The sequence below is a fragment of the Halorubrum sp. SD41 genome (assembly GCF_058630335.1).
Genome location: NZ_JBZVGZ010000015.1, coordinates 64889 through 91307, shown reverse-complemented (window position 1 = coordinate 91307; position 26419 = coordinate 64889). Strand labels below are relative to the sequence as shown.

Annotated in this window: 26 protein-coding genes; 5 read left to right on the top strand and 21 right to left on the bottom strand. The window is 72.2% G+C overall.

What is annotated here, in order from left to right; all coding sequences use genetic code 11:
* Window positions 1-242: 242 nt before the first annotated feature.
* The 6 genes from AC4NMM_RS08855 to AC4NMM_RS08830 all read right to left on the bottom strand — a co-directional run bounded on the left by AC4NMM_RS08855 (window position 243) and on the right by AC4NMM_RS08830 (window position 5829).
* On the bottom strand, window positions 243-1313 hold the full coding sequence (locus AC4NMM_RS08855; protein WP_491924108.1) for a methionine synthase: 1071 nt from the start codon (window positions 1311-1313) through the stop codon (window positions 243-245).
* Window positions 1313-2329 (bottom strand): 5-methyltetrahydropteroyltriglutamate--homocysteine methyltransferase, encoded by a 1017-nt coding sequence (locus AC4NMM_RS08850; RefSeq protein WP_491924107.1) that lies wholly within the window; start codon window positions 2327-2329, stop codon window positions 1313-1315. The genes AC4NMM_RS08855 and AC4NMM_RS08850 overlap by 1 nt, the downstream gene beginning before the upstream one ends.
* 75 nt (window positions 2330-2404) lie before the next feature.
* Window positions 2405-3022: a HemK2/MTQ2 family protein methyltransferase gene (locus AC4NMM_RS08845; RefSeq protein ID WP_491924106.1), complete on the bottom strand. Its 618-nt coding sequence runs from the start codon at window positions 3020-3022 to the stop codon at window positions 2405-2407.
* Window positions 3019-4188 carry a mechanosensitive ion channel family protein gene (locus AC4NMM_RS08840; protein ID WP_172863953.1) on the bottom strand — a complete coding sequence of 390 codons (1170 nt, stop codon included), beginning with the start codon at window positions 4186-4188 and terminating at the stop codon, window positions 3019-3021. Before AC4NMM_RS08840 ends, AC4NMM_RS08845 begins: the two co-directional genes overlap by 4 nt.
* A 2-nt stretch (window positions 4189-4190) precedes the next feature.
* A complete protein-coding gene (locus AC4NMM_RS08835; RefSeq protein ID WP_096394760.1) occupies window positions 4191-5111 on the bottom strand; it encodes a 16S ribosomal RNA methyltransferase A in 921 nt (306 codons plus the stop codon).
* A gap of 76 nt (window positions 5112-5187) precedes the next feature.
* On the bottom strand, window positions 5188-5829 hold the full coding sequence (locus tag AC4NMM_RS08830) for a DUF655 domain-containing protein (protein WP_096394758.1): 642 nt from the start codon (window positions 5827-5829) through the stop codon (window positions 5188-5190).
* Between the two features lie 103 nt (window positions 5830-5932).
* Here AC4NMM_RS08830 and AC4NMM_RS08825 point away from each other — a divergent pair, with 103 nt between their 5' ends.
* Window positions 5933-6730 carry a hypothetical protein gene (locus tag AC4NMM_RS08825; RefSeq protein WP_096394756.1) on the top strand — a complete coding sequence of 266 codons (798 nt, stop codon included), beginning with the start codon at window positions 5933-5935 and terminating at the stop codon, window positions 6728-6730.
* Window positions 6688-7431, top strand: a complete 744-nt coding sequence (locus AC4NMM_RS08820) for a class I SAM-dependent methyltransferase (RefSeq protein WP_491924105.1) — start codon at window positions 6688-6690, stop codon at window positions 7429-7431. The genes AC4NMM_RS08825 and AC4NMM_RS08820 overlap by 43 nt, the downstream gene beginning before the upstream one ends.
* 23 nt (window positions 7432-7454) lie before the next feature.
* On the opposite strand, the gene AC4NMM_RS08815 is transcribed toward AC4NMM_RS08820, so the two are convergent.
* From AC4NMM_RS08815 to AC4NMM_RS08805, 3 genes are all read right to left on the bottom strand, one after another.
* On the bottom strand, window positions 7455-7889 hold the full coding sequence (locus AC4NMM_RS08815) for a universal stress protein (protein ID WP_096394754.1): 435 nt from the start codon (window positions 7887-7889) through the stop codon (window positions 7455-7457).
* Between the two features lie 74 nt (window positions 7890-7963).
* Window positions 7964-8320 carry an RNA polymerase Rpb4 family protein gene (locus tag AC4NMM_RS08810; RefSeq protein ID WP_491924104.1) on the bottom strand — a complete coding sequence of 119 codons (357 nt, stop codon included), beginning with the start codon at window positions 8318-8320 and terminating at the stop codon, window positions 7964-7966.
* 1 nt (window position 8321) lies between these two features.
* Complete coding sequence (locus AC4NMM_RS08805) at window positions 8322-8615, bottom strand: 50S ribosomal protein L21e (protein ID WP_096394750.1); 294 nt, start codon at window positions 8613-8615, stop codon at window positions 8322-8324.
* A gap of 291 nt (window positions 8616-8906) precedes the next feature.
* On the opposite strand from AC4NMM_RS08805, the gene mptA reads away from it, so the two are divergent.
* A complete protein-coding gene (gene mptA / locus AC4NMM_RS08800) occupies window positions 8907-9833 on the top strand; it encodes a GTP cyclohydrolase MptA (RefSeq protein ID WP_096394748.1) in 927 nt (308 codons plus the stop codon).
* Between the two features lie 435 nt (window positions 9834-10268).
* Here the strand turns inward: mptA and AC4NMM_RS08795 are convergent, their stop codons facing one another.
* The 3 genes from AC4NMM_RS08795 to AC4NMM_RS08785 all read right to left on the bottom strand — a co-directional run bounded on the left by AC4NMM_RS08795 (window position 10269) and on the right by AC4NMM_RS08785 (window position 13296).
* A complete protein-coding gene (locus AC4NMM_RS08795; protein WP_096394746.1) occupies window positions 10269-11075 on the bottom strand; it encodes a TrmB family transcriptional regulator in 807 nt (268 codons plus the stop codon).
* A gap of 121 nt (window positions 11076-11196) precedes the next feature.
* A complete protein-coding gene (locus tag AC4NMM_RS08790; protein WP_491924103.1) occupies window positions 11197-12855 on the bottom strand; it encodes a DUF255 domain-containing protein in 1659 nt (552 codons plus the stop codon).
* A 219-nt stretch (window positions 12856-13074) separates the two neighbouring features.
* Window positions 13075-13296, bottom strand: a complete 222-nt coding sequence (locus AC4NMM_RS08785; protein WP_096394742.1) for a DUF8028 family protein — start codon at window positions 13294-13296, stop codon at window positions 13075-13077.
* Between the two features lie 346 nt (window positions 13297-13642).
* Here AC4NMM_RS08785 and AC4NMM_RS08780 point away from each other — a divergent pair, with 346 nt between their 5' ends.
* Together AC4NMM_RS08780 and AC4NMM_RS08775 are read left to right on the top strand one after the other, a co-directional pair.
* Window positions 13643-14731 carry an asparaginase gene (locus AC4NMM_RS08780; RefSeq protein WP_491924102.1) on the top strand — a complete coding sequence of 363 codons (1089 nt, stop codon included), beginning with the start codon at window positions 13643-13645 and terminating at the stop codon, window positions 14729-14731.
* A gap of 125 nt (window positions 14732-14856) precedes the next feature.
* Window positions 14857-16095 (top strand): hypothetical protein, encoded by a 1239-nt coding sequence (locus AC4NMM_RS08775; protein WP_096394738.1) that lies wholly within the window; start codon window positions 14857-14859, stop codon window positions 16093-16095.
* Window positions 16096-16119: 24 nt separating this feature from the next.
* Here AC4NMM_RS08775 and AC4NMM_RS08770 read toward each other — a convergent pair whose 3' ends face one another.
* From AC4NMM_RS08770 to cheB, 9 genes are all read right to left on the bottom strand, one after another.
* Window positions 16120-17352 carry an ATP-dependent ribose-1-phosphate kinase gene (locus tag AC4NMM_RS08770; RefSeq protein WP_491924101.1) on the bottom strand — a complete coding sequence of 411 codons (1233 nt, stop codon included), beginning with the start codon at window positions 17350-17352 and terminating at the stop codon, window positions 16120-16122.
* Window positions 17349-18320, bottom strand: coding sequence for a ribose 1,5-bisphosphate isomerase (locus tag AC4NMM_RS08765; RefSeq protein WP_491924100.1), 972 nt, complete (start codon window positions 18318-18320; stop codon window positions 17349-17351). The genes AC4NMM_RS08770 and AC4NMM_RS08765 overlap by 4 nt, the downstream gene beginning before the upstream one ends.
* A gap of 60 nt (window positions 18321-18380) precedes the next feature.
* Window positions 18381-19094 carry a ribulose-1-phosphate aldolase gene (locus AC4NMM_RS08760; protein ID WP_491924099.1) on the bottom strand — a complete coding sequence of 238 codons (714 nt, stop codon included), beginning with the start codon at window positions 19092-19094 and terminating at the stop codon, window positions 18381-18383.
* Window positions 19091-19804 (bottom strand): ribulose-1,5-bisphosphate 5-phosphatase, encoded by a 714-nt coding sequence (locus AC4NMM_RS08755; RefSeq protein WP_096394730.1) that lies wholly within the window; start codon window positions 19802-19804, stop codon window positions 19091-19093. The genes AC4NMM_RS08760 and AC4NMM_RS08755 overlap by 4 nt, the downstream gene beginning before the upstream one ends.
* A gap of 88 nt (window positions 19805-19892) precedes the next feature.
* Entirely contained in the window at window positions 19893-20765 is an 873-nt protein-coding gene (locus tag AC4NMM_RS08750; RefSeq protein ID WP_096394728.1) for a CheF family chemotaxis protein, read from the bottom strand.
* Window positions 20766-21980 carry a HEAT repeat domain-containing protein gene (locus AC4NMM_RS08745; RefSeq protein ID WP_096394726.1) on the bottom strand — a complete coding sequence of 405 codons (1215 nt, stop codon included), beginning with the start codon at window positions 21978-21980 and terminating at the stop codon, window positions 20766-20768.
* On the bottom strand, window positions 21980-22798 hold the full coding sequence (locus AC4NMM_RS08740; RefSeq protein ID WP_096394724.1) for a CheR family methyltransferase: 819 nt from the start codon (window positions 22796-22798) through the stop codon (window positions 21980-21982). Before AC4NMM_RS08740 ends, AC4NMM_RS08745 begins: the two co-directional genes overlap by 1 nt.
* The gene (locus AC4NMM_RS08735; protein ID WP_491924098.1) at window positions 22795-25224 is read right to left on the bottom strand and encodes a chemotaxis protein CheA; all 2430 of its coding nucleotides are present in this window, start codon (window positions 25222-25224) and stop codon (window positions 22795-22797) included. The genes AC4NMM_RS08740 and AC4NMM_RS08735 overlap by 4 nt, the downstream gene beginning before the upstream one ends.
* A complete protein-coding gene (cheB, locus tag AC4NMM_RS08730) occupies window positions 25224-26318 on the bottom strand; it encodes a chemotaxis-specific protein-glutamate methyltransferase CheB (RefSeq protein ID WP_096394720.1) in 1095 nt (364 codons plus the stop codon). The genes AC4NMM_RS08735 and cheB overlap by 1 nt, the downstream gene beginning before the upstream one ends.
* Window positions 26319-26419 lie beyond the last annotated feature (101 nt).

Genomic DNA, 26419 nt, shown 5'->3' with positions numbered 1-26419 from the left:
ACAGCGACCGAGCGAGGAGCGCAGCAAGGCGCGCGAGCCGTCGCGGCTGGGGCTTTGGAGGTCGTCAGCGCAACCCGATCGAATATTTATAAACAGCAGACAGCAACACCGCGCTCCGACTTATAAACGACAACACTCACCACGTACTACACGTACTCCCGCTACCGATCAGGAAGCGATCGCGGTCTCCCGGCCGTCTCAGCGGGAACCGGACTGTCAGAGGAACCCGAAACAGCGACGCCTCAGTCGTCGAGCGGGTTGTCGAGGTCGATCTCGCCGGAGTCGATCTCGGCCTCGACCTCGCGGACCGCGGTCACCATGTTCTCGGTCTTGCCGTAGGCGATGTCGCGCGGGAGCAGCTTCAGCCCGCAGTCGGGCGAGATCGTGAGCTTCTCCGGCGGGACGACGCGGAGGCCCTGCCGGATGTTCTCCTTGATCTCCTCGACAGACTCGACCTCGGCGGTGTGGGCGTCGACGACGCCGAGCGCGAGGTCGGGCTCGAATGTAGGCTCGGTGAACGTCGGGATCTGCTCGAAGTCGCCGTTACACAGCTCCACGTCGAACTCGTCGATCGGGTAGTCGTTGATCTCGGGGTAGATTCGCGAGTAGTCGCCGTAGCAGACGTGGAGGCCGATCCGGACCTCCTCGTCGATGCCCGCGGCGATGCGTTCGAGCGCCTCGCCGACGATGGCGTGGTCCTCCGGCGTCGTCGCCAGCGCGGGCTCGTCGATCTGGATGTAGCGCGCGCCGGCCGCGACCAGCTTCTCGACCTCCTCGTTGACGAGGTCCGCGAGGTCGTAGACGAGCTCCTCGGTGGAGGGGTACGCCTCGTTGAACGCCCAGAAGCCGAGGGTGTACGGCCCCGTGATCGGGACCTTGACGGGGCGCTCGGCGACGCCGGCGGTGAACTCGAACTCGTCGACCAGCCACGGCTCGTCGTACCCGACCTCCTCGACCACGCTCGGCTTGTCGAAGTAGTTGTGGCCCCACACCTTCACCGGCCCGTTGAACTCGTAGCCGTCGATGCGGTCGGCGAAGAACTCCACCATCTCGTTGCGGCGCATCTCGCCGTCGACGACCGTGTCGAGCCCGGCGCGCTCGTGCTCGTGCGTGATGAGCCGGCAGGCGTCGTCGTGGGCCTCTTCGAGGTCGGACGCGTCGAACTTCGAGTCCGGATCGTCGACCAGCTCGTCGGCCCGGTTGAGCCACTTCGGCTTCGGGTAGGAGCCGACGACGGTCGAGAGCAGGAACGTGTCGTTCGGGTGGTCGTCCGGGCGGAACTGGTCGCGGTTGGCAGACGGGTTTCGGACCATTAGTCGAGCACCTCCGCGGCGGCGGCGAGCGCGTTCAGCTTCTCGCGGTACTTGTTGGTCGGCAGGTAGAACAGCTCGGTGTTCGGCGTGAGGTAGGTCCGGTCGAACCCCTCCAGCGGGATCTGCGACTCGAACCACTCGACGCGCTCGGCTATCGTCTCCGCGTCCTCGACGAGCGTGTTCTGCCCGTCGACGAGCCCGAGCGCCAGCGAGTCGGTCGATCCGAACTCCTGGACGTTGTAGACGGTGTCGTCGCGGTCGCCGGCGACGAGGTCGAGCCCGAGCGCGTCCGCGCCCGCCTCGTCGACGAGGTGGGCGTACAGCTTCTCGCCGAGCGCGCCGTAGAAGGTCTGGACGACCACGTCGGCGTCGGTCTCGGCCGCGACCGTCGCGATCGCGTCGGTCGCGCTCGCCTCCTCGCCGTCGGCGGGCGGGTTCGTGACGAGCGACGGTTCGAGGAGGAACAGCGTCTCGTGGTCGGGGAACGCCGCGACCTCGCCCGCGAGGAACTCGGCGATCGCGGCCCGGAACTCGTCCTCGTCGCCGTAGTGCTCGTCGGTCGCGAGGTCCGCGAGCGAGTACGGGCCGGGGAGCGTCGCCGCGAGCGACGCGTCCGCGGCGCCGTCGGCGTCGGCGAGCAGGCCGGCCGCCTTCTCCAGTTCGCCGGCCACGTCGCCCGAGAAGCCGAGGTCGTCGACGACGCGCGGGTCGCGGTAGAAGTTGTTGTTGTCGTAGTACCGGACGATCCCGCCGGTCTCGACGGCGTCGCTGACGGTCAGCGGGTGCGCGATCATGTCGTCCCAGCGGCCCTGTCCCTCGCTGATCAGGTCGAGGCCGGCGTCGAGCTGGTCGTCGACGTACTCGGCACGCACCTCGTCGTACTCCGCGACGATCGCCTCGCCCTCGTCGCCGCTCAGGAGGTCGCCCTTCTGGTGGCCCTTGAGGTCCGATAACGTCTCTTTCGCCCGGTCCGGGAGCGGATACAGCCCCGGCGTCGCCGCGACTCGTTCGGTCATTACCGAGCGTTGGCTATGCCGTGGTATAATATTTGCTAATGCGTTTGATGCCTTCGGGTTATTTTTAGGCGCCGCTCACTCCCGCCGCAGCGCCAACACCGTGAGCGTCTCGAAGGGGAACGACTCCTCGACGACGGGCTCGTGGTCGAACCCGGCCTCGTCGACGAGCGCGAGCACCTCGTCGTAGCCGGTGAGCGAGGAGACGAGCAGGAGGACGACGCCGTCGGGCGCGAGGACGCGCCCCACGTCCGCGAGGAACGGCTCGATGAGTTCGCGGCCGGACTCGCCGCCCGAGAGCGCGTGCTCCATCCAGTCGTCCCACTCGTTGTCGGGGTCGGTCGGCAGGTACGGCGGGTTGAAACACACCGCGTCGAACGCGTCCGCGCGGAACGGGTCGAGCAGGTCGGCGACGACCGCCTCGACGCCGCGCCCGCGGGCCTCCCGCGCCGCGTGCGGGTTGCGGTCGCTGCCGACCACGGCGAGGCCGCGCTCGGTCGCGATCCGCTCGGCGACCCACCCCGAGCCCGTGCCGACCTCCAGCACGCGCCCGTGTGCCTCCGCGACCGCCGCCTCCGCGAGCAGCCCCGAGTCCTCGGCGGGCTGGTACACGACCGCGTCGTCGTCGCCGCGCAGCGCCGCGAGGCCGCCGCCGCGCTCGTCGCTATCGTCGCGCTCGTCCCCGCCGGCGGTCATCGACCGTCCCCCTCGTCGCCGCCTTCCGCGCCGCCGTCACTGGAGCGTTCGGACCCGTCGCGGGTCGCCGCCCGGCCCTCGACCGACGCGTCCACCTGCGGCCCGCTCGCGCCCTCCGCGCGGGCGGAGAGCGTCTGCTGCGGGAACGGGATGACGATGCCGTCGTCTTCGAGCGCGTCCTTCATCGCGTTCATGGCGGCCGTCTGGGTGCGCCAGCGCTTCCGCATGCTCGGGTTCCGGATCCAGTAGCGGAGCCCCAACACGACCGCGGAGTCGCCGAAGCGCTTCGTCACGGCGTTGGGCTCGGGCATCTCGGCGACGTCCTCGACGCCCGCGACCGCCTCCTCGACGACGGCGGCCGCGCGCTCGACGTCGGTGTCGTAGTCGACGCCGACCTCGACCTCGATCCGCAGCCGGTTCCGCCGCGAGCGGTCGACGATCGATCCGGCGCGCACGTCGTCGTTCGGCATCGTGATCACCTCGCCGTCGAACGACCGCAGCCGCGTGCTCATGATCGAGATCTCCGTCACCGTCCCCTCGTGGTCGCCGATCTCGACCCAGTCGCCCACCTCGAACGGCCGGGAGAACATCAGCACGAAGCCCGCGAGGATCGCGCCGAGCGTCTGCCGGGCCGCCATCCCGACCACGATCCCGAGGAATCCCGCGCCGACGAGGAGGCCGCCGACGTTGTCGGTGAACAGCCCGACGACGGCGACCAGCGCGGTCGTGTAGACGGTCAGCTGCGTGATCCGGAGGATCACCTCCTGTTGGTGTTGGGAGATCGACGCGCTCTCGGCGCCGATCTCGCGGATCACCCCGCCGAGGAAGTCCGTGAGCGCGTACGCGATCGCGAGGAGGATCACGGCGAGGACGACGTTCGACAGCTGGTTCGCGCTCAGCGCCGACCGGGCCGTCTCGAAGAGGGCGCCGCTCCGGTCCCACACCGCGATCAGCGTGAGCGCGCCGACCGCGGTCGCGACGCCGACCGTCGCCGACAGCAGGAGGCGCTGCGTGGAACTGAGGTCCCGGTCCCCGTGCTTCAGTCGCCCCGTCAGGAACCGGACCGTCACCACGGCCGCGACGACTCCGACCGAGGCGGCGAACCGATCGAAGTTGCCCGCGAGCGCGCGCTGAAGCTCGGTCACGAGGCCGATCCAACCGGTCATCGTCACGCCTCCGTCGGGGCGCCGCGCTCGCGGGCCAGCTCGGCGAGCGCGGCGAACGCCGCCGGTTCCAGCGTGCCGGGACGGCTGCCCATGAGCTTCTCGTCGGCCGCGTCGACGACGGCCTCGGGGTCGTCGAGCCCCGAGATGTGCGCGGTGTTCCGCACCGCGTTCCGCACCGTCTTGCGGCGCTGGGTGAACAGCGCCTTCACGAACCGGAGGAAGAACGCCTCGTCGCCGACGGCGTAGTCCGGATCCCGGGGGGTACAGCGCACGACGGCGCTCTCGACGGCCGGCTGCGGGTCGAACGCCTCTTTCGGGACGCGCTCGACGACTTCCACGTCGGCGTAGTGCTGCGCCGACACCGAGAGCCGACCGTACTCGGACTCGCCGGCGGACGCGACCATCCGGTCGGCGAACTCCGCCTGGAACATCAACACGAGCGGCTTCTTCTCGGGGAGCAGTCGGAAGGCGATCTCCGAGGAGACGCCGTACGGGAGGTTGGCGACGCAGGCGGTGAACGGCGGGAGCTCGACGTCGAGCGCGTCGCCCTCCACCACGTCGAGGGACCCGTCGGCGACCGCGTCCGCGAACTCCTCGCGGAGGAACTCTGCGAAGGCGCCGTCGCGCTCGATAACCGTCAGGCGGCCGGGGTCGCGGTCGGCGGCGTCCGCGGCGTCCGCAGCGTCGGCAGTCGCCGTCGCGAGCAGCCGGTCCGTGAGTGCGCCCGCGCCGCCGCCGATCTCGAGGAGGTGACTGGTATCCGCGTCCTCGGGGAGGTAGCCCGGGATCCGGTCGAGGACCCGGTCGTCGACGAGGAAGTGCTGGTCGCGGTCGGGGTCGGCGCGCGCGCCGGCCCGCCTCGCGAGCGCGTCGGGATCGCGGCTCCCGTACGCGGCGCCCTCACCCGTCGATGAGTCGGTCATAGCCGGGGTACACGCGGTGTTCGGGTAAAAGCCTCGTTTCGGGGTCACCGGAGCGGCCTCCGATGGAGGGCGCGGCTCACTCCTCGCGGCCGACGAACGTCCGGTACTTCAGGTCGTCCTCGCGGATCTCCTCGACGATCCGTTCGAGGATCACCTCCCGCGGGCGGTGGAGCCCGGAGATGCGCTCCTCGACGTCCGCGAAGCTCTCGAACGGCCCGCGCTTCCGCTCGTCTAAGAGGTCGTTCCGCAGCTTCTTGCCGATCCCGGGCAGCAGGTTCAGCTGGTGGAGCCGGAGGGTGATCGGGCCCGCCTCGTTGTAGAAGTCGACGAAGCGCTCCTCGTCGGCCTCGACGATCGCCTCCGCGGCGTACTCGATCTCCGCGGCCGCGTTCCGGGTGAGGTCGTCGAACGACACCTCGCGGTAGCGGCCGACGGCCGGCCCGTCCAGCGCGATCCGGTCGCCGACCGAGACGTCCGCGTCGTCGTCGAGCGTCAGCTCGTACAGCGCGAACGAGGCGTCGCCGAGCCCGTACGCCACCGGCGACTTACTGGATTGGGGTCGCTCGTCGTCCGGACGCCCGTTCGGCAGCACGTCGAGCAGGACGGCGGTCGGGCCCTCGTCGGCGTCGGAACCGCCCGTGCTCTCCCCGGCGTCCGCGGCGGCGTCAGCCCCGCTCCGATCGTCGGCCGGCGTCCCGTCGCCGTCGGCGTGGTCCATACATCGTTCATCGCTCCGAGCGGTGAAAAAACCGCTGGCGGAGCGGGGCGCACCCGCGACCGCCGACGGGCGGATTCAAGGGGATCGGGTGCCACGTGGTACCATGGCGAAACCGGACCCCGAGGAGCTGGTTCGACTCGTCGAGGCGTTCCCGGGAGCGTCGGCCGAGGGGGGCGGGTCGGACCGCGACGAGGCGACCGAGGCGGCGGAGCGGGTCGACGAGCTGCTCGACGGGGCGTACGGCGCCCTGACGCGGCGCTGGTACCCCGAACTCCGCCGCCGGGCCGAAGGGCACGCCGACGGCGACTGCCTCCGCGAGCGGGTGCTCGAACACGTCGAGGCGGTGCCGTCGTTCCGGCTCTCGGACGGACCGACGCCCCTGCGGGAGCGGCGAGACGCCCTCGCGGAGGCGGCCGCGCTGCGCGACGAGATCCGCGAGATAGCGGAGTGGTACGGCACCCTTCGGTCGCGGCTGGAGGGCGACCGCGCGTCGCTGACGCGGGGCGAGCGCCTGCTCCACGACTTCGGGTACGCGCTCGCGCACGTCCTCTTCCTCGGCGCGTCCTCGCCGCGAGCGGTCGTCCGGCGGCTCCGGCTGGCGTACCGGTCCGTCGGCGTGCGGATCGACGAGACCGCGTCGGCGGGCGGGGTCGAGGAGACGCGGTTCACTTGTCCGTACCGGGACGTCGCGGCCGAGACCTGCGGGAAGCGGTGGGTGTGCCACGAGAAGCTGGACCGCGTCGACGACGGGTACGTCACCTACCTGGCCGAGCGCGGGATCGCCTACCAGCGGCCGCGGGGCTGCGAGGACTCGGAGCGGTGCCGGTCGACCGTCGCCCGCGACGGCCCGGAGCGGTGGTGGCCGAAGACCCCGCCGGCGGCGGTCGGCGCCGACCCGTGACCCGCGACGGCGACCCGGCCGATCGGGCGCGCTCCGCGGCCGCGGGGGGAGGGCCGGACCGGCTACGCCGGATCCGGCGCGGCTACGACGCCTGGGCCCGCGCCTACGACTGGTTCGCGCGGGCTACCGCGTCCGTCGGCGGCGTCCGGCGGGCCTGCGTCCGCGCGCTTGACCTCTCGCCGGGCGACACGGTCGTCGAGTTCGGCTGCGGGCCCGGCGTGAACCTCCCTGCGCTCCGCGACGCCGTCGGGCCGAGCGGCCGCGTCGTCGGCGTCGACGTCTCGCCCCGGATGCTCGACCGCGCGGCTGGGCTCGTCGAGCGGCGCGGCTGGGGGAACGTCTCGCTCGTCGAGGCCGACGCCGAGCGCCCGCCGGTCGCGGCCGCGGACGGCGTCCTCGCGACGTTCGTCACGTCGCTGTTCCCCGACCCCTACGCGGTCGTGAGCCGCTGGTGCGACCTGAGCGACGCCGTCGTCGTCGCGGCGTTCGTCCCCGAGGGGAACCGGGCCGCGAACGCCGCGCTGCGGGCGTTCGTGGCGCTGAACGGCCGGCTGTTCGACGCGGGGACCGACGACCCGCTCGGGCGGCTCGCGGAGCGGACCGACGCCGCGCGGCGCGCGCTCGACGACCGCGCGGCCGTCCGCGAGCGGCAGCGGCACCTCTTCGGGACTATCGCCGTCGAGGCCGGACGGAATCGCTGATCCGGGGGAACAGGAGCCGCCGCTCACCCGGAGACGGGCACGGAGACGACCGTCGCGTCGGCGTTCCGGATGACGCGCTCGGTCGTGCTCCCGAGCAGGTCGTCGGCGGCCGCGTCGAGGCCGCGCTTGCCCATCACGACCGCGTCCGCGTCGACGGCGTCGGCGTACGCGGCGATCTCGTGGGCCGGGACCCCGGCCTCGACCGCCGTCTCGCTGTCGATTCCGGCCTCCGCGACGGCCGTCGCGACCCGGTCGACCGCGGCCGCCAGCCGCTCGCGGCGCTCGGAGTCGTCGTCGTCGAACTTCTCCGGCTTGCCGGAGCGGTCGTACATCGGGATCTCCTCGACGACGCCGAGGACGTGTACCGTCCCGTCGTCGGCCGTGACCTCGATCGCGTCGTCGACCGCGTCGAGGGCGGCGTCGCCCTCGCCGGTCGGCACGAGGGTAGTCTGGTACATGCGGCTCGACGTACGTACGGAATTCTGAAAAAACGTGTCGGCGAGCCGCCCGCCGGGCCGGCAGGGACCCGCGGTCAGGCGTACTTCGCGACGACGCCGAGGATCTCGTCGAGCTCCTCGCCGTCGAGGGAGTAGCGCTCCTGGGCGAACACCGAGCGGAGCTCCGTGCGGTCCTCGGGAAGCAGGTCGGCGATCTTCACCGCGGTCGGCACGTCGATCTGGTCGAGCTCGGCCAGCTCCTCGACGAGCTCGCGGGACTCGTCGGCGTCGAGGTCCGCGAACCGGTTGACGTGCTCGATCGCGCGAGCCAGCTCGTAGCGGAGGTCGCGGTCCTCGTCTTCCGCGCGCTCGTCTTCGATCTCCACGAGGATCTCCTTCGCCTCGGAGGTGGTGACGTACTCCTCGTCGAGTTTTTCCTTGAAAATTGTCATCTCAGTTCTGCTGGGCCCGCATGTGGGCGGCGGTGACGATGAGCGTCTTCGTCTTGCCGCCGTCCGGGATCTCGACTTTGAACGCGGAGCCCTGCTTGCCGACGACGGTTCCGGTCCGGCCGTCGAAGCGCGGGTGGAAGCGCCCCTTGGGGACGCTCGGGTCGATCTTGAGGTGGACCTGCGATCCCTCCTCGAACTCCTGGATCGCTCGCTGCGGCGGGGAGGTGCCGCGGTTGCGGGGTTTGTTCGAGAGCTTGTCGCGAGTCGCCTTCTGCGGCCCATTGGAACTCGGCATGGTCTTGGGATACCTTCCGCTGCCGCCGTTATAAATCGTGCGTTACGGCCCGCTGGACGTGGAGGCCTCACACACGCGGAGAGCGGCGAAGCCTGCGATTCCGGCGGCCCGCGATCGGCGACCCACGATTCCGGCAGCCCACGGTCGCGGCAGCCCGGGAGCGACGGGCCCCCGCCGCGACCGCCGAGTTCTCCCGTTCCCACGCGCGGCCGACTCGCACGCGCACGCGACTACCAGACGCACCTCCCCCTTCCGAAAGGGCTAATCCCGGCAGTCCCTATCACCTTCGTAATGAGTCATCAGCTGCCGGACGTACAGGCGTCGGCGCCCGACGTCACCGTCGGACTCTCGCAGGTCGGCGTCACCGGCGTGGAGAAACTCGTCAAGCTGGCGCGCGGCGACAAACGCCCCATCGTCCTCATGGCGGAGTTCGAGGTGTTCGTCGACCTCCCGAGCGGCCGGAAGGGGATCGACATGTCGCGGAACCTCGCGACGGTCGACGAGATCTTAGAGGACATCACCCGCGAGGAGGCGTACCGCGTCGAGGACGTCTGCGGCGACGCCGCGGAGCGGCTCTTGGAGAAGCACGACTACACCACCACCGCCGAGGTGTCGATGTCGGCGGAGCTGGTCACCCGCGAGGACACGCCGGCGTCCGGCATCGAGACGCAGAGCACGGCGACGATCGTCGCCAGCGCGACCGCCACCGAGGAGGGCACGCGCGAGGAGATCGGCGCCGAGGTGACGGGGATGACCGTCTGCCCCTGCTCGCAGGGGATGAGCGAGTCGCGGGCCCGCGACAAGCTCGCCGAGCTCGGCGTCGACGAGGAGACGACCGAGGAGTTCTTGGACGCCGTCCCGCAGCCGGGCCACTCCCAGCGCGGCCACGCGACGCTGACGATCACGACCGACGGCCACCCCGACGTGGACCTCCGAGACGTGATCGACGTCGCGCGCGACTCGATGAGCGCCCGCATCTACAACATGGCGAAGCGGCCCGACGAGGACCACATGACCTACGAGGCCCACGCCGACGCGAAGTTCGTCGAGGACTGCGTCCGCGCGCTCGCCGAGGGCACCGTCGAGGAGTTCCCGCACCTCTCGGACGACGCCGTGATCCACATGAAGCAGTCGAACGACGAGTCGATCCACCAGCACAACGCCCACGCCGAGCGCGAGGTCCGACTGGGCGACCTGCGGGACGAACTCGACCGATAGGTGCGGATTGCTGTGGTCGCTGAGCCTTTTTAAATGAAATCTGGTTTTGCTGTCGACTGTTTATAAGCAGTTAGCGGTGGCACGGTCAACACCGCCGAAGCCCAGCCGCTCACTCATAAATCACTGACTGTTGATCGACGGCGACCGCCTCCAAAGCCCCAGCCGTGAGGGCGGCGCACGCTCGCTGCGGTCCTCAGTCGGTCGCTGCCGCTCCCTCCTTGCGGTCCTTGCGTCACCTGCGCCGCCCTCACGGCTGCCCCTTTGAGTCCCGCCCCGCACCGCTCCGCACAGCACCTCACACCTCCCCAACCTCGCCGCTCACGCCCTGCGGGCGTTCGCGGCGTCCCTCGCGCGTGCTCCTCGCGGCCGCCAAGGGCGGCCGCTCGCAGGCACGCGCCGCCGCACTGCCATTTATAAACGGTCGTCGCCAGCCACCTATCCGAACGTCAGCGGCTCCGCCTCCGCCCAGCGCGGCTCGAACTGGTCTTTCACGCTCGTCGCGAACTCGATGTCCTTCACGTCGATCATCGCGAACGGCTCGTCCGCCGACAGCGGGTGCGGCACCTCGATGCAGACCTCGATCTCGTCGAACACGTTGAAGGTTCCGTCGACGCCCGGCGTCGTCCGGACCTCGAACCCGTCCATGTCGGCCAGCTCCGACGTGTACCGCCGGCCGACGCTCCGCGGGAGCTCGTCGACCGTCTCCGGCGAGAGCAGCACCCGGATCTCCACGCCGCGGTCGAGCGCGCCCTCCAGCTCGGCGGTCACGCGCTCGCCGATCGTGCCGAGGTCGAAGCCGGTCGCGGGCGCGCCGGCCACCATGACGATCCGGCGCTCCGCGGCCGCGATCCGCTCCAAGAGGAGGTCCGTCGCCTCCTCGGCGCCGACCGCCGCGGTCCAGAACTGGCCGTCGACCGGCTCGCCCGCGTCGAGCTCGGCCGAGAGGTCGTCGACGACCGACTCGTACTGCTCGGCCCGCGTCTGTAGCTCCTGCTTCTTCTCGTCGAGCAGGCGGTCGAGCGCGGCGTCCGGCTCGACCGCGACGTACTTCTTCGGCCGGCTGGCGGCCTGACTGCGGACCAGACTGTGCTGCTCTAAGCTGTTGAGCACGTCGTAGATCCGTCCCATCGGAACCTCGCTGGCCCGCGAGAGGTCCTTCGCCGTCGTCGGCCCGGTCCGAAGCAGCGCGCGGTACGCCCGGGCCTCGTACTCGGAGAGGCCCAAGTCGCGAAGAGATGCCATACCCGGGGATGCCCCGGCACCCGTATAAACGCGTCGCCCGTTTACGATCCGGAGCGAGGGGTCGGCGGGCTCGCCGACGTCGGCGCGGCGCGACGATTTTTATCCGTCGCGTCGGCGAGGACTACGCCAGGACGTCGCCGACGCGGGCCATCAACTCGTCCGGGGTTTCCGCCGGCTCGGAGCGCTCGTCGCCCGCGAGGACGACCGCCGTCCCCTCCGGGACCGTCCGCGGCGCGGGCGCGTCGGCCTCGTGGGCGTTCGGCGCGATCACCTTCTCGTGGTCGGCGACCCGCCACGCGGCGCGGTGGAGGTCGCTCCCGGGCTCGGTCCCGACCGCGATGACGGTCGTCCCGCGCCGGAGCCGCCCCGCGAGGCTCCCGTAGTCGGCGACCTGTACGCTCAGCCGGTCGGTGGCCCCGGCGAACGCCTCGGCGGTCTCCCGGGCGACCTCGCGGTAGCGCTCCTCGCCGGTGAGCGCCGCCAGGTCGAGCAGCGACGACGCCATCTCGACGTTGGCGTCGAGCGGGCGGAACGACCGGTCGAGCAGCCCCGGCCCCGAGCGCGGCCCGTCGACGAACGAGCCGTCGACGTGGAGGCGGTCGATCGCCCGGTCCGCGACCGCGCGGGCGACGTCGGCCCCCTCGCCGCGCACGCCGGCGGCGCGGACGTACGCCCCGACGACGCGGGCGGCGTCCTCCAGCAGGTCGGTCTCGCCCGCCTCGTCGCTGCCGCGGTAGTGGGTCACCGCACCGCTGTCGGCGTCGATCAGGTCGCGTTCGAGGCCGTCGAGGATCCGGCCGGCGTACTCGCGGGCGCGCTCGTCGTCGGTGTAGGCGGCGACCGCGAACAGCGCGTCCGCGGCGAGCGCGTTGCCGCCGGCGAAGACGGTCAGGTCGCGACGCGGCTCGTCGAGGTCCTCGCGGTCCGCGGCCGGCGCCGCGTAGTAGGCGCGGCCGAGTCCGGGCCCGAGGCTGCCGCCGACGCCGTAGCCGGTCCAGAGGTCGCCGGTGAGGAAGGAGACGGCGTCGAGCGCGGGGTCGAGGTACGCCTCGTCGCCGGTGTAGAGGAAGGCGTTCGCGAACGCCCGCGTCACGGCCGCGTTCGTGTCGAGCGGCTTCTCGTAGGCGACGTCGCCCCAGTCACGGGTGGCCGCGTAGCGGAAGAACCCGCCGTCGACGTCGTCGGTGAGGTGGTCGCGGACCGCGTCGAGCGTCCGGAGCGCGCGGTTCCGGTCGCGCTTCAGCGCGAACTCGACGGTGCGGGGCAGCGGGAACTTCGCGTCCGTCCCCCAGCCGGCGTTCTCGGCGTCGTACTTCGCCTCCAGCTGGCCCGCCAGGTGGCTCTCTATCTCGTCCGTCAGCTCGCCGCGGGGCGGCAGGTCGGCGTCGAGCGCGCGCGGAACGCGCCCGGCCTCGCGGCCCTTGTCGGCCCACATCTCGCGGACCGATTCGAGCACCTGCCGCATCCCGTCGACGTCGAGATAGCCCGCGCCGGTCAGCAGCGTCCCCTCGGGCGTGAGGAAGGCCGTGGTGGGAAACCCGCCCATGTTGTACCGCTCGCGCACCCGCGGGTGGCGGTCGACGTCGACGCGGACGGGGACGAACCCCTCGTTGACGTTGGCCGCGATCCGCGGCTCCGCGTAGGTGATCGCGTCCATCTCGTGACAGCCCTCGCACCAGGTGGCCGACAGCGAGAGCAGCACCGGGCGGTCGCGCTCGTCGGCCTCGGCGAACGCCTCGGGGCCCCAGTCGCGCCACTCGACGCGGGTCTCGTCGCTCATACGCCCAGTCGGATCGGGGCGGGGGTAAGCGCTTCGAGAGCGGGACGCTGGCGGGAGGAACGAAAGCGGGGGAAGGGCGGGAGGTCGGGAGGGCAGCGGGGAGCGAACAGAGGTGGAGGGCAGGAGGCGAAGCGCCGGTGTCCACGCGACGCGTCGGCGATCGGAGGGCGTTCGGACGGGCGGTTCGGTCGGGCCTCGGCGAGGGTCAGACGTTGACGGTCAGCGCTTGTAGTCGTGACCGAGCGCGAGCGCGAGTGCGTTCGCGAACAGCAGGACCACGAACAGCCGCCCGGTACCGCCGTCGAGTCCCGAGTACAGCAGGGCGGGGTACGTCGCCGGGATGGCAATGGCCGCCCAGAAGGCGGCGGCCTTGACGGTGCCGGTCATCAGCCCGGCGAGCCGTTCGCCGGAGGCGATCTGGGTGGGAGCGGGGGTTGACATGGACACTTCTCCGTACGACGGGGGACCACATATACCCCGACGAGGGTTCGGCGAATTTCACGGCGTTTCTCGACCTATCGGGTCGTTTTAAAACAGGCGCAGAGACGTTTTAACTGTTCATCGAGTCCGCTAATACTTTGTTTCGGGATCGGCGTCGATCGGGCAGTCTCGGGGCGGTCCGGCCGTTCCGGAGCGGTCCGACCGGTGCGGACCGCCGGGACCGAGGTGGGCACGGTCGCGGCCCGGTCCGCCCGAACCCGGCGGCGGTCGCGGCGATCCAGCGAGTCCGACGCGGAACGACTGCCGCGGCACCAACCGCTTTGTCGGTCGCGGAGCGAGGAGGGGTATGACCGAGACCGATCGCCGCGGCCGAAGCGAGGACCCGAACGCACCCACCGGCGACGACCGAGGGCGCCCCGCCGCGCGCGCCGACGGCGGCCGCTCGCGCGTGGCGGTCATCGCCTGCGGCGGCACCATCGCCTCGGAGCCGGGCGACGACGGCGCGGCCCCCGAGAAGACGGGCGACGACCTCGTCGAGGCGGTGCCGGCCGTGAGCGACCACGCGCGGGTGACGACCAGAGAGGTGTGTTCACAGCCCGGGTTCGACGTCCGGTGGCGGGACGTGCTCGCGACGGCGACGACCGCGCGCGACGCGGTCGGCGGGGCGGACGGCGAGCCCGCGGACGGCGTCGTCGTCACCCACGGGACGGACACGCTCGCCGACACCGCGTTCGCGCTCGATATCCTCACCGACCTCGACGCGCCCGTCGTCGTCACGGGCGCGCAGCGGCGGCTCGACGAGCCCTCCAGCGACGCCCCCGCGAACCTCGCGCTCGCGGTTCGAGCGGCCGCCGACCGTCGGTTCGCGCCGGGCGTCCACGTCGCGTTCGACGACGAGCTCCACGCCGCCCGCGACGTCGTGAAGGGCCACAGCAACGCGCTGTCGACGATGACCTCGCCGGGGACGGGCCCGGTCGCGACGTTCACCAGAGCCGCCTCGCGCGTCGTCCGGACGCCCGCCCGCGGCGTACCGATCGACCCGCTCGCGGACGCGATCGACGACCCCGCGGACGTGCCCGAGGTCCCGGTGGTCCACTCGGGGACCGGCGTCGGCGCGGGGGCGCTCGAACGCGCGCTGGACGCGGGCGTCGGCGGCGTCGTCGTCGAGGGGACCGGCCTCGGGAACGTCACCGGCGCGCTCGGCGACGCGATCGCCGGCGCGGTCGACTCCGTGCCGGTCGTCGTCGCCTGCCGCCCGCCGGCCGGACCGACGGAGCCGGTGTACGGGACGCCCGGCGGCGCCGTCACGCTCGCGGACCACGGGGTGACGTTCGCCGGGGACCTCCCGGCGGCGAAGGCGCGCGTCGCGCTCGCGCTCGGCCTCGCCGCCGGCCTCGACGCCGAGGGGATCGAGGCGCTGTTCGAATCGGCGTGAGGCGACCGCGGGCCGGGTGAGCCGAGCGCGGCGCACCGAGCGGAGCGAGACCGCCCGCCGCGATGGGACAGACACCTGTTTTCGTTTACAGGAAGCCCTTATGTATCGGCCGTGTACCGGGAGGTATGACCGAACTCACTCGGCGAGCGGCCCTCTACGGCGTCGCCATCGGCGGCACCGCCGCGCTCGCGGGATGTACCGAAACCGGCGTCCCCGCGGACGGGAACGGGACCGACGGTGGCGACGGAGACGATAGCGACGGGTCCGACGGGGGAGACGGCGCCGACGGCGACGGGGGCGACGGCGACGACGGGGCGGTAACGACGGCCGTCCAGCAGGTCGGCGCCGCCCTCTCGGGGCCGGCGTGGAGCCGGGACGAGCGGCGCGGGTTCTGCGTGCTGTTGGCCGAGGAGGGGGACGCCTCGTGGCTGCTCGACGACGCGCCGGAGGAGATCCGCGCGTTCGTCGAGGAGACCGACTTCGACGAGTCGCGGATCCTGTACGTCGAGTCCGTCGGGCCCGACACCTGTCACGACGAGATCGCGTTCGACGGCGTCGCCGTCGAGGACGGGACGCTCGTCGCCGACGCGACCGTGCTCGGCGCCGAGAGCGACGACGTCGCCTGCGGCGAGGCGATCACCTACCCGGCCGCGCTGCTCCGCGTCACGAGCGATCCGCTCCCCGACTCGGCCCGGCTCTCCGTCACCGACGGCTGGGGCGAGACGGGAACGGTCCGCAGCGGCGACGGGATCCGCGACCCGGAGAGCCTCGCCGGCGGGATCCGGCCCGACCACGAGCCCACGAACGTCCCCCCCGCCTTCGACTGCGACACGGAGGGGTTCGAGCGCCACCCGCAGGCGTACGACGGCGAGGTCAACTGGGGCGGCGGGGGCGGCGCCGGCAGCGACGCGGGCGGCGACGGCCCGCTCGCGCTCCGAGTCGTGATCCCCGGCGACGACGACCCCGGGTCCGATCCCCTCGCGCTCGGCCGCGGGACCCGGTTCCGGATCGAGCTGACGAACGTCTCCGGGCGCGAGGCGTCCGTCGGCAATCAGGGGAAGTACAACCTGGAGGTCCGCACCGAGGACGGGTGGACCGAACTCCGCGGCGCCGACGGCGACGCCACGTTCGCGTACACCGACGAGGCGATCATCGTCCCGCCGGGCGAGAGTCTAGAGTGGGAGTTCGAGATGACCGAGTCCGGGCTCGTCGAGGGCGGTCCCGTCAGGGACGGGACGTCGGTCGAAGGCGGGCCGCACGCCGACGCGCTCCGGGTGTGTCCGGACCTGGTCCCCGGTCGGTACCGGTTCGTGTTCTGGGGCGCCGCCGACCTCGCGGTCGCGTTCGACTACGAGAGCGAGTGATTCGACTCGCGGGCCACCGTGGGCTCAGGCCCGGACTTCGATGAGGAGGTCCGACTCGGGCGACTCGCCCATCCGCTCCCGCACGCGCTCCCACGAGAGGTCGGTGCGCGCGGTCACCGACTCGGTCGCGACCGCGCCGCAGGCGTTGCCGACCAGGATCGGCACCTGGTAGTCGCGCGGGTCGTGCGAGAACCCGTCGCCGGTGATCTCCGACTCCCGGAGCGCGGCCGCGAGGAACCCGGCCGCGAAGGCGTCGCCCGCGCCGGTCGTGTCGACGGGGTCGACGTCGAACCCCGGGTGCGAGACGCTCCCGTGCGGCGTCCGCACCGTGGCGCCCTCGTCGCCGAGCTTGATCGCGACGACGCGGTCGTCCGGCTCCCACGGGTCGACGTCGGTCGCCGCTTCGAGCGCGTCGGCCTCGCGGTCATTTAAAAATAGCACGTCGCTCGCGTGGAGCGCGGCCTCGAACTCGCGGTCCGCGACGCGGCGGCCGGGGTCGAAGCTCCGCGTCGCGCCCGCCTCCGCGGCCGCGGTCGCGAGCGCCGCCGCGGTCTCGGGCTGCTGTCCCGTGAGGTGGAGGTGGTCGGCGGCCGCGAGCGTGTCGCGGTCAAGCCCGGCCGCGGAGAACGACTCGTTGGCGCCGTCGTTCGCGAGCATGAGCAGTTCGCCGCCGCCGTCGACGATGACGTACTTCACCGAGGTGGGCTCGTCGGCGTCGACGAGCACCTGCCCGGGGTCGACGCCGGCGCTGGCGAGCTCGCGCAGCGCGAGCGCGCCCGACTCGTCGCCGCCGACGCTCCCGTAGACGACCGACTGGCCGCCCAGATCGACGAGCCCGACCGCGACGTTCGCGGCGCTGCCCCCGCCGGACTGTTCGAGCCGGTCGATCCGCGTCTCCCCGTCCGGCTCGGGCAGGCTGTCGACGTGGATCGTCACGTCCCAGTTGATGTGGCCCGCCGAGACGACCTTCGGCACGCGGTCGGCGTCGCCCGGGGTCAGGTCGGGGTCGCGGTCGACCGCGGGGTCGACCTCGTCCGGCCCGTCGCCGGTTCCGTCGGCGTCCGGCCCGTCGCCGTCGACCCGGCCTTCGGTGCCGCCGTCCGGGGGCTCCTCCCACTCGTCGACCTCGCGGTCCCACTCCGCGACGGTCTCGTCCCAGTCGTCGACGCCCTCGTCGTCGTCGACCTCGGTACCGTCATCGGGTCGCTCCCCGTCACCCGCGCCGTCGTCTCCCGCAGCGCCGTCGCGCCCGCTCATGGCTCGGCCCACGGCTCGGCCGCGCCCTCGCCGAACAGCTCGCGCATCAGCGTCACGATGCTCTCCGGGGGGAACTGCCCCTGCTCGGTGACGATCGCGTCCATGTACCGCGGCGGCGTCACGTCGAACGCGGGGTTCTCGACGTCGATTTCGCCGATCTCGTCGCGGGCCTCCGGGTCTATCACCTCGGCCTCGTCGCGCATCTCGATCTCGACGGTGTGGCCCGTCAGCGTCTCCGGGTGGAGCTTGATCGTCTGGGCCGCGGTCATGATCGGAACGCCCCGCTCGCGGGCGTTGACCGCGAGCCCGGAGGTGCCGATCTTGTTGATCACGCCGCCGTCCGCGGCGATCGAGTCGGCGCCGACGACGACGTGGTCGACCTCGTCGAGGTAGCGCCGCGCCGCGGAGTCGACGATGAGCGTGACGGGGACCCCCGCGTCGCGGAGCGCCTCGGCGGTGATGTGGCCCTGCTGGCGGGGGCGCGTCTCCTTGACGACCGCCGAGATCGACTTCCCCTGTTCGACGGCCGCCTCGATACAGGCGAGGGCGTCGGTGGAGTGGCAGTGGGTCATCACCGTGTCGCCGTCCGCGAGGCGGTTGGCACCGACCTGCCCGAGGTCCTCCTGCGCGCGGTCGAGCTGGTCGACGAACGCCTCGCTCGCGTCAACGACGCTCCGGCGGAGCCGGTCGACCGAGTCGCCCTCCATCCGCTGGAGGACGTAGCGGAGGGCGTTCGGCAGCGACACCGCGGTCGGGCGCGTCTCGCGGAGGGTCCGGGCGGCGGCGCGCAGCGACGCGCGGAACGCCGCGGGGTCGCTCGCGGTCGCGTCCGCCTCGGCCGCCGCCTCCGCCTGCTCGGCGAGGGCCTCGGCGGCCGCGGAGGCGATGGTCGCCGCGCCGCGGATCTCCATGGTCGCGATCGACTCGGCGGTCTCGCGGACCGCCGGCGCCGGCTCGGTGTCTGTCATACCGATCCGGTAGCCGCCCGTGTATTTATAAAACCGGCCGACTGTCGGCGATTCCCCTCCTCACTCCGCGTCCGGCTGCTGGCCGTAGCTCTCGAACCGCTCCTCCACCGTCGCCATCTGCTCGTCGGTGAGCACGTGCGGCTCGCCGACGGCGGACGCGCGCAGGTAGAGCCGACAGATGTCCTCGACGTGGCGGGTGTTCTCTACCGCCGTCTCCACGTCCGGCCCGGTGACGACGAGCCCGTGGTTCGCTAAGATTGCGGCGTCCGAGTCCGCCTCGGCCATCGCGGCGACGACGTTCGCCGCCAGTTCCTCGGTGCCGTACGGCGCGTAGTCGGCGAGCGGCACCTCCCGGCCCACGGCGGCGATCATGTAGTGGATCGGGGGGAGCTTCCGACCGAGCGTCGCCATCGTCGTCGCCCACGGCGAGTGGGTGTGGACGATCGCGCCCGGCCGGTCGTGTTTATAAATGCCCGTGTGCATCGGCACCTCGCTCGACGGCGCCATCCGCCCGGCCAGCCGCTCGCCCGCCAGCGACACCACGGGCACGTCCGCCGCGTCGAAGGAGTCGTAGGGGACGCCGGTGGGCGTGACCGCGACCCGGTCGCCGTCGCGGACGCTCAGGTTCCCGGTCCGCCCGGGCGTCAGGTCCGCGAGCGCCGGTGCGTACTCGACGACCGCTTCACGCGCCTCCCGGAGGAGGTCCGGGTTCGCGTCCCGGCCGGAACCGCCTGCGGAGCGGGAGCCGCCGCCGCCGGAGCCGTCGGGGGTCACGCCGCCGCCTCCGTCAGGTCGGCGAGCGCGTCGAGCCGGTGGTCCGGCCGCTGCCCCTCGGAGAGGTCCGCGTCGGCGGGCGCGTCCCCGTCGGCGACGAACAGCGCGGAGTCGAGCCCGACGGCGTTCGCGCCGGCGACGTCGGTCTCGACGTTGTCGCCGACCGCCAGCGCCTCGCTCGGCCGGCGGTCGAGCTCGGCGAGCGCGGCCGTGAACGGGAGCGCGCTCGGCTTCTCGCGGCCGACCTCCTCGGAGGTGACGAGCAGGTCGATCCGGTCGTCGATCCCGAGGCGCACGAGCTTCCGCAGCTGGACCCGCGTCGTGAGGTTCGTCACGACCGCGACATCGGTCCCCGCCGCGTCGAGCGCGTCGAGGACCGCCTCGACGCCGTCACAGAGCGACATCGCCGCGAGGTAGCCGTTCCAGTAGGCGTCGCCGGCCGCCAGCGCGCCCGCGGGGTCGGGGTCGCCGGCGTGCCGGTACAGCCCGCGCTTGAAGTAGACGTGCCTGGAGTGCGAGGCGGCGGTCCCGCCGGTCTCCCGTTTGGTCTCCCGCCGCCCGGTCGCGTACAGGTCGTCGAACGCGTCGCGGTCGAGATCGTACCCGCGCTCGCGGAGGGCGTCGAGCGCGGCCCGCTTGCCCGCCTCGTTACACGGGGCGTACGGGTACAGCGTGTTGTCGAGGTCGAAAAGCACTGCCTCGTAGCTCATGGACCGACTCGGCGCGGCACCGACTTAAGGGTGGTTCGACGCCGCGGCGCGCCGGCGTTGACTCGCCGTCCGGGAGAGGTGAGCGCCGTTACTGCTCGTTCATCGCCTCGCTGGCGATGTTGCGGCCGCGGGAGTTGAGCGCGACCTCGCGGCGGACCCGCACCTCCTCGACCACTTCGAGCTCGACGAGCCGCTCGAACGTCTCCTCGACGTCGTCGACGTCCATCCCGAGGAACGAGGGGATCTCGAACGGCGAGACGCCGGAGTACAGGGCCATCAGCACCTCGCGGTCGCGGCTGGAGAGGTCGACGTTCGTCGACGACCGCTCCTCGCCCTTGCGCAGCCACGACTCGACGAACCGCATCCGGCTCGGGTCGCCCGCGACGTGCGTCTCGATGCTCGTCCCCTCGTCGTCGGTGTGCGACACCTCGATGACGGGTTTCTTGTCGCCGTTGACGGTGCGCTTCGCGGCATCGAGCCCGCTGATGTCGTCGAGGTCGAACTTCACGAAGGCGCCGCGCTCCAGGGCGGCGTTGAGCCCGTTCTCGTCGATCTTCACGCGGGCCTGCTCCCACTCGGTGTCCGTGACGACCCCGCCCTCGATGGCGGGGTGTTTCACCATCACGGTCTTCTGGTCGAGCAGCGCGCGGTAGACGTCGCGCTCGAACGGCTCGTGGTCCTTGGCGGCGACGAGTAACACCTGCTCGCCCAGGTCGAAGCTCACGTAGTTGGAGACGCGCGCGACGGACTGGTTCGCGTCGTGCCGGCCGCCGAGCCGTTCCAGCTTCGACAGCGGGACGGTCCGCTTCCCGTCGTTGCCGGCGAGGATGAGCCGCCGGTTCGAGAGGAGGACGCGGCCGGGCGTCCACGAGACGTCGCTCACCTTCCGGCCCTCGCGGACCGCGACCGCGAACTTCGCCTGCGTGTCGGTGATCTTGTACTCGCCTTCCTCTTGCGCCATTTACGGACCCCCCGCGCGCAGCTTCGAGACGGCCGAGAACACGCGCTTTCTGACGGCCTGGCTGTCGTCGTCGGCGTACTCTTCGAGGCGGTTGAGCGTCTCCTGCCCGCCGATCTGCCCGAGAACGAACACCGCCTTCGCGCGGGCGTCCTCCGGGTGTTCGGGGCCCAGCATGTCGAGCAGGCGGTCCTCGACGACCGGGCCGCCGAGGCTCTTGAGGCTCGTCGCCGCGAACTGCGCGGTCTGGGGGTCGTCGTCCGCGAGCGCGTCCGCGAGCGCCTCCACCGCGGTCGCCGTGTCCGGGTCGGCCACCCGACCGAGGATCCACGCCGCGTTCCGGCGCTGGCGGGACTGCTGGCCCTCGGTGAGGATCTCGACGAGCGGCTCGACGACGGTCGCGTCGTCGGCCGCCTTCAGCTCCGAGACCACCTGGTCGCGGACGGCGTGGCTCTGCTCGGTCGGCACGTTCGAGAGCAGCTCGATCACCGAGTACACCGCCGCGTTCCGCACCACGGCGCTCTCGTCGCCGAGCGCCCGCGCGAGCGGCTCGACCGGCTCCGGGGTGCTGGCCTTCCCGAGCGCGCCGGCCGCGATCCGTCGGATCGACTCGTCGCCGTCGTCGAGCAGTTCGAGCAGCGGCGACAGCGCCTGGTCCGTCCCGATCGTCCCCAGCGCGTTCGCGGCGGCCCGCCGGACGCGCGGCTCCTCGTCGTCGAGCCGCTCGCGCAGCCCCGGGACCGCGCGCGCGTCGGCGTAGGTCCCGCATGCCTGCGCCGCGCGGAGCCGGACGCGGGCGTCCCCGTCGTCGAGCGCGCCGACCAGCGCCTGGAGGCCGCTCGCGTCGTCGAGGCGCCCGAGCGCGTTCGCCGCCGCCATCCGGAGCTCCGGACGGTCGGCCTTCAGCGCGCGGGCGAACTTTCGCGCGGTGACCCACTCCGCCTCCGAGTCGCCGCCCCCGCCCGTGAGCTCTTCGAGGAGCTGTTCGAGCGCCGCCTCGCCGATCTCGTCGAGCGCGTCGACCGCCGCGCCGCGGACCTCGGGGTCGTCGTCCGTCGTCGCCGCGCGGAGCAGCCCGTCGACCGTCGGCTGGTCGTCCTCCTCGCCGATCTCGCCGAGGAACTCCGCGGCGCGCCGCCGGACGGCCGCGCTGTCGCTGCCGAGCGCGTCCCGGAGTCGCTCCGCGTTCCCGTCCCGAGCGTGCTGGTACAGCGACATCAGCGCCTCCCGAACACCCGCCGTCGCTTGTCGATCGGTTCGTAGCGGTCGGAGCGGTCCGGGGGGACGCTCTCGGTCATCCCCAACACGAGGACGCCGTCGTCGGCCAGCGACGCCTCCAGCGTGTCGAACAGAGCCGCCTTGTGGTCGACGTCGATGTAGATCAGCAGGTTCCGGCACAGCACCACGTCGAAGGGGTCGCGGGCGCCGTCGCGGATCAGGTCGTGCGTCGCGAACTCGACGAGCCGGCGGGGGGCCTCGCGGACGCGGAACGTGTCCCCGTCGCGCTCGACGTAGCGGTCCGGGTCCGAGAGGGGTTCGAGCTCCTCGGCGATGTCGGTCGTCCGCGTCGTGTGGTAGACGCCCTCGCGGGCGTTGTCGAGCGCCTCCTCGCTGATGTCGGAGCCGAGCACCTCCACGCGCGACTCGTCGATCTCGGGGTCGTCGCAGGCTAACATCGCGACGGAGTACGGCTCGCGGCCGTCCGCCGAGGGCGCCGACCAGACGCGGACGCGCCGCTGCTCCGCGGTCCGCTCGCGCAACACGTCGCGGAGGACGTCCCACATCTCCGGGTTGCGGAAGAACTCCGTCACGTTGATCGTGAGCGCGTCCATCAGCGCCTGCCGCTCGTCGGCGTCCTCGCGCAGGATGCGCTCGTACTCGGCGTGCGACTCCGTGTCGCGCCGGCGCATCCGCGCCGTGATCCGGCGGTCGAGGTACGACTCGTTGTAGTAGCCCGGCTCGAACGGCACCGTGTCGTCGATCTGGCGGAGGACGCCTTCGAACGCCGTCTCGCCGTCGTCTGCGGACTCGCTCATAGGCTCACCACGTCGAGCACGGCCACGACGTCCCCGTCGCCGAGGACCGCCGTGCCGCTGAGTCCGGGCGTCCCCGAGAGCGGGCCGTCGAGCGGTTTGACGACCACTTCCTCCTGGTCTAACACCGCGTCGCAGTGGAGCGCGACCTGCCGCGTCTCCTCGCGGATCCGGACGAGCATCCCGTCGTCGGTCGCGCCCGCGCCGCCCGCGTCGTCGGTTGCCGGTCCGGCGGGGTCGGTCCCGTCGTCGACCGCGACGCCGCCGTCGGCGGCGGGGGTCTCGTCGGCGGCCGCCGAGGCCTCGGCCGCGGTCGAGTCGATCTCGCCGAGGCGCTCGTTCAGCCGGATGACGGGGTAGAGGTCGTCCTCGTGTCTGACGACCTCGTCGCCATGGACCTCCTCGACGTCGTCGGCGCGGGCGACCTCCGCGATCGACTTGATCGGGATGCCGTACTCCGTGCCGCCGACGTCGACGAACATCACCTTCACGATGGCGACGGTGACGGGGAGCCGGAAGCGGACCGTGGTCCCCTCGCCGGGCTCGCTCTCGACGGAGACGGAGCCGTCGAGGTCGCGCGCGGTCGTCCGGACCACGTCCATCCCGACGCCGCGGCCGGAGACGTCCGTGACCTCCTCGGCGGTCGAGAGGCCGGGGTGGAAGACGAGGTCGTACGCCTCGCTGTCCTCCATCGCCTCGACCGCCTCGCGGCTCTTGACCCCCTCCTCGACCGCCTTGTCGCGGAGCTGGTCGGGGTCGAGCCCCGCGCCGTCGTCCGCGACCTCGATGATGACGTGGTCGCGCTCGCGCTCGGCCGTGAGCTCCACGTGCCCGGTCGGGTCCTTCCCGGCGGCCTCGCGCTCCTCGGGCGGCTCGATCCCGTGGTCGACCGCGTTCCGCAGGACGTGCACGAGCGGGTCGCGCATCTCCGTGAGGATGGTGCGGTCGAGCTCGACGTCGTCGCCCTCGATCTCGAAGTCGATCCGCTTGTCGAGGTCCCGCGAGATGTCGCGGACGAGACGCGGGAACGAGTCCGACACCTGCGAGAACGGGATGAGCCGCATGTCCATCGCCGTGTCCTGAAGGCTGGAGGCGAGCTTGTCGAGCTCGTCTAACGTGTCCGACTCGGCGTCGGCGGCCTCCAGCTCCCGCCGGAGCTTGATCCGGCTCGTCACCAGCTGCTCGACGAGCCCGTACAGCTCGTCGACCTGGTCGACGTCGACCCGGATCGATTTGATCTCGTCGCCGGACTTCGACTCCGACTTCGAGCCGGAGTCGTTCGGCTTCTGGTCCGAATCGGTCGACGCCGAGTCCGAATCGGTCGACACTGGGTCCGAATCGGTCGACGCCGAGTCCGAATCGGTCGACGCCGGGTCCGAACCGGTCGACGCCGGGTCCGAACCGTCGGAGTCGTCAGCGTCGGGGTCGGCGTCCGACGGCTCGGGTGCGTCGGTCGCGTCGTCGGTCGGTTCCGGTTCGGCGCTCTCGGGATCCGCCGGTTCGGCGGACTCGAACTCGTCGTCGGCCGTCGCGTCCGCGTCGGCCGAACCGACCGACTCGGCGTCCCCGTCGCTCGGTTCCGCGGCCGCAGCGTCCTCGCCGTCGCCGACCGCGGCCGCGCCGTCCGCGCCGTCGCCGACAGCGACCGCAGTGACCGCCTCGACCTGCGTGAGCGCCCGGAGCCCCTCGGCGACGACCTCGGGGTCGGCGCCGCCGACGAAGGCGTCGAACGACTCGTCGTACTCGCCGTCCTCCAGCGCCTCCGGGGCCGGGTCGGTCGCGTGCGCGTCGAACTGCTCGTCGAGCGCCTGGAGGACGAGCGCGGCGTCGACGCCCGGCATCTGCGCGTCGCCGATCGTCACGTCCGCGTACGCGACCGGGTCGGGGAGGTCGGCCGCGGCCGCCGGCGGTTCCGGCACCGAGACGTCGGCGTCGTCTTCGCCCTCATCTGCGTCGCCGCTACCCTCTTCCTCGGCGGCATCGTCGTCGGACCCGTCGTCGGCGGTCTCGGCGGCGTCGTCCGCCGAATCGCCGCCGTCCCCGCCGCCGACGGTGCCGTGTTCCTCCATCTCGCGGAGGCGCGATTCGAGGTCGGAGGGATCGGTCGACACCTCGCCGGCCTCGGCGATCTCCTCGACCATCGCCTCGACCGTGTCGACCCCCTCGAAGAGGAGGTCCATCAGCTCGGGCGTCACCTCGCGGTCGCCCTGCCGGACCGCGTCCAGCAGGTCCTCTAAGGCGTGCCCGAAGTCGGAGACGTCCTCGTACCCCATCGCCGCGGCGTTCCCCTTCAGGGTGTGGGCGACGCGGAACACGTCGTCCATCGCCTCGGTGTCCTCGGGGTCGGCTTCGAGGGCGAGTAGGGCGTTGTTGAGGTCGGTGATCCCGTCTTCGGCCTCGGCGACGAACGCGGCGCGGTGGGAGTCCATCAGGCCTCACCCCCCACGATCGCGCCGGCGACGTCGTCGAGGTCGCAGACGGCGTCGACCCCGCCGGTCTCGACCGCGCGCTTCGGCATCCCGTAGATGACGCAGGTGTCCTCGCTCTGCGCCAGCGTGCGCGCCCCGGCGTCGGCCATCGCGCGGATCCCCGCCGCGGCGTCCGAGCCCATCCCGGTCAGCACGACGCCGACGAGCGGGTCGTCGATCACCTCGGCCGCGGAGCGCATCGTCACGTCGGCCGCGGGGGTGACCGTGTGGGAGTCGTCGTCCGCGTCGAGCTTCACCCGGAGCCGCCCCGAGCGGTAGCTGTCGATCAGCGTGTGGCTCCCGCCGCGGGCGACGAGCACCTCGCCGGCGCCGATCCGCGCGCCGTCGCTGGCCTCGCGCACGTCGTACGCGGAGGCGGCGTCGAGCCGGTCCGCGAACCGCGAGGTGAACGCCTCCGGCATGTGCTGGACGACGACCACGCGGCAGTCGGCCATCGGCAGCGCGGACAGCACGCGCTCGACGGCGTTCGGCCCGCCGGTCGAGGCCGCGATCACCACGGTCAGCGGCCCGTCGACGTCGGCCGCGTCCGCCTCGGACCCGGCGTCCGGCGAGCGCGACGCCGCGGCGCTCGGGTCGTCGCGCTCGCGGGTCGCGGCGTCGAGGTCGGCGCCCGCGACCGAGCGCACCGCCTCCACGAGGCGCTCCGACTCCCGCGAGACGCCCGTCGACACCTCGCCGCCGGGCTTCGCGAAGAAGTCGACCGCGCCGCGGTCGAGCGCCTCGAAGGTGACCTCCGCGCCCTCGTCCGTGTGCGCCGACAGCATCAACACCGGCGTCGGCGTCTCCTCCATCAGCCGCTCGACGGCTTCGAGCCCGCCCATTCCGGGCATCTCGACGTCCATCGTCACGACGTCGGGACGCGTCTCGGCGACCACCGAGAGCGCCTCCTCCCCGTCCCCCGCCTCGCCGACGACCGCGACCCCGGCGTCGCTCAGGAGGTCGCTTATCAGTCCCCGCATGAACGGCGAGTCGTCGACGACCACCACCCGCGGCGACCCGTCCCGACCGCCGCGCCGATCCGTCGTCCTGCTCATGTCTCACGGCGCGCCCAGAATCAGCATAAATCCACGGACCCAGTAATCACCCCTGATAATTCAGGGGACACGATTATCTGTCGGTTCGCCGCAGCTACGGG

Excerpts from the sequence above, each read along its gene's own strand:
- mptA (WP_096394748.1), top strand. The coding sequence starts at position 8,907 with ATGAGTCATCAGCTGCCGGACGTACAGGCGTCGGCGCCCGACGTCACC.
- AC4NMM_RS08770 (WP_491924101.1), bottom strand. The coding sequence starts at position 17,352 with ATGAGCGGGCGCGACGGCGCTGCGGGAGACGACGGCGCGGGTGACGGG.
- AC4NMM_RS08845 (WP_491924106.1), bottom strand. The coding sequence starts at position 3,022 with ATGACCGCCGGCGGGGACGAGCGCGACGATAGCGACGAGCGCGGCGGC.
- AC4NMM_RS08840 (WP_172863953.1), bottom strand. The coding sequence starts at position 4,188 with ATGACCGGTTGGATCGGCCTCGTGACCGAGCTTCAGCGCGCGCTCGCG.
- AC4NMM_RS08795 (WP_096394746.1), bottom strand. The coding sequence starts at position 11,075 with ATGGCATCTCTTCGCGACTTGGGCCTCTCCGAGTACGAGGCCCGGGCG.
- AC4NMM_RS08745 (WP_096394726.1), bottom strand. The coding sequence starts at position 21,980 with ATGTCGCTGTACCAGCACGCTCGGGACGGGAACGCGGAGCGACTCCGG.
- AC4NMM_RS08755 (WP_096394730.1), bottom strand. The coding sequence starts at position 19,804 with ATGAGCTACGAGGCAGTGCTTTTCGACCTCGACAACACGCTGTACCCG.
- AC4NMM_RS08805 (WP_096394750.1), bottom strand. The coding sequence starts at position 8,615 with ATGCCGAGTTCCAATGGGCCGCAGAAGGCGACTCGCGACAAGCTCTCG.
- AC4NMM_RS08775 (WP_096394738.1), top strand. The coding sequence starts at position 14,857 with ATGACCGAACTCACTCGGCGAGCGGCCCTCTACGGCGTCGCCATCGGC.
- AC4NMM_RS08850 (WP_491924107.1), bottom strand. The coding sequence starts at position 2,329 with ATGACCGAACGAGTCGCGGCGACGCCGGGGCTGTATCCGCTCCCGGAC.
- AC4NMM_RS08855 (WP_491924108.1), bottom strand. The coding sequence starts at position 1,313 with ATGGTCCGAAACCCGTCTGCCAACCGCGACCAGTTCCGCCCGGACGAC.
- AC4NMM_RS08765 (WP_491924100.1), bottom strand. The coding sequence starts at position 18,320 with ATGACAGACACCGAGCCGGCGCCGGCGGTCCGCGAGACCGCCGAGTCG.
- AC4NMM_RS08785 (WP_096394742.1), bottom strand. The coding sequence starts at position 13,296 with ATGTCAACCCCCGCTCCCACCCAGATCGCCTCCGGCGAACGGCTCGCC.
- cheB (WP_096394720.1), bottom strand. The coding sequence starts at position 26,318 with ATGAGCAGGACGACGGATCGGCGCGGCGGTCGGGACGGGTCGCCGCGG.
- AC4NMM_RS08815 (WP_096394754.1), bottom strand. The coding sequence starts at position 7,889 with ATGTACCAGACTACCCTCGTGCCGACCGGCGAGGGCGACGCCGCCCTC.
- AC4NMM_RS08740 (WP_096394724.1), bottom strand. The coding sequence starts at position 22,798 with ATGAGCGAGTCCGCAGACGACGGCGAGACGGCGTTCGAAGGCGTCCTC.
- AC4NMM_RS08810 (WP_491924104.1), bottom strand. The coding sequence starts at position 8,320 with ATGACAATTTTCAAGGAAAAACTCGACGAGGAGTACGTCACCACCTCC.
- AC4NMM_RS08780 (WP_491924102.1), top strand. The coding sequence starts at position 13,643 with ATGACCGAGACCGATCGCCGCGGCCGAAGCGAGGACCCGAACGCACCC.
- AC4NMM_RS08750 (WP_096394728.1), bottom strand. The coding sequence starts at position 20,765 with ATGGCGCAAGAGGAAGGCGAGTACAAGATCACCGACACGCAGGCGAAG.
- AC4NMM_RS08835 (WP_096394760.1), bottom strand. The coding sequence starts at position 5,111 with ATGACCGACTCATCGACGGGTGAGGGCGCCGCGTACGGGAGCCGCGAT.
- AC4NMM_RS08735 (WP_491924098.1), bottom strand. The coding sequence starts at position 25,224 with ATGGACTCCCACCGCGCCGCGTTCGTCGCCGAGGCCGAAGACGGGATC.
- AC4NMM_RS08790 (WP_491924103.1), bottom strand. The coding sequence starts at position 12,855 with ATGAGCGACGAGACCCGCGTCGAGTGGCGCGACTGGGGCCCCGAGGCG.
- AC4NMM_RS08825 (WP_096394756.1), top strand. The coding sequence starts at position 5,933 with ATGGCGAAACCGGACCCCGAGGAGCTGGTTCGACTCGTCGAGGCGTTC.
- AC4NMM_RS08830 (WP_096394758.1), bottom strand. The coding sequence starts at position 5,829 with ATGGACCACGCCGACGGCGACGGGACGCCGGCCGACGATCGGAGCGGG.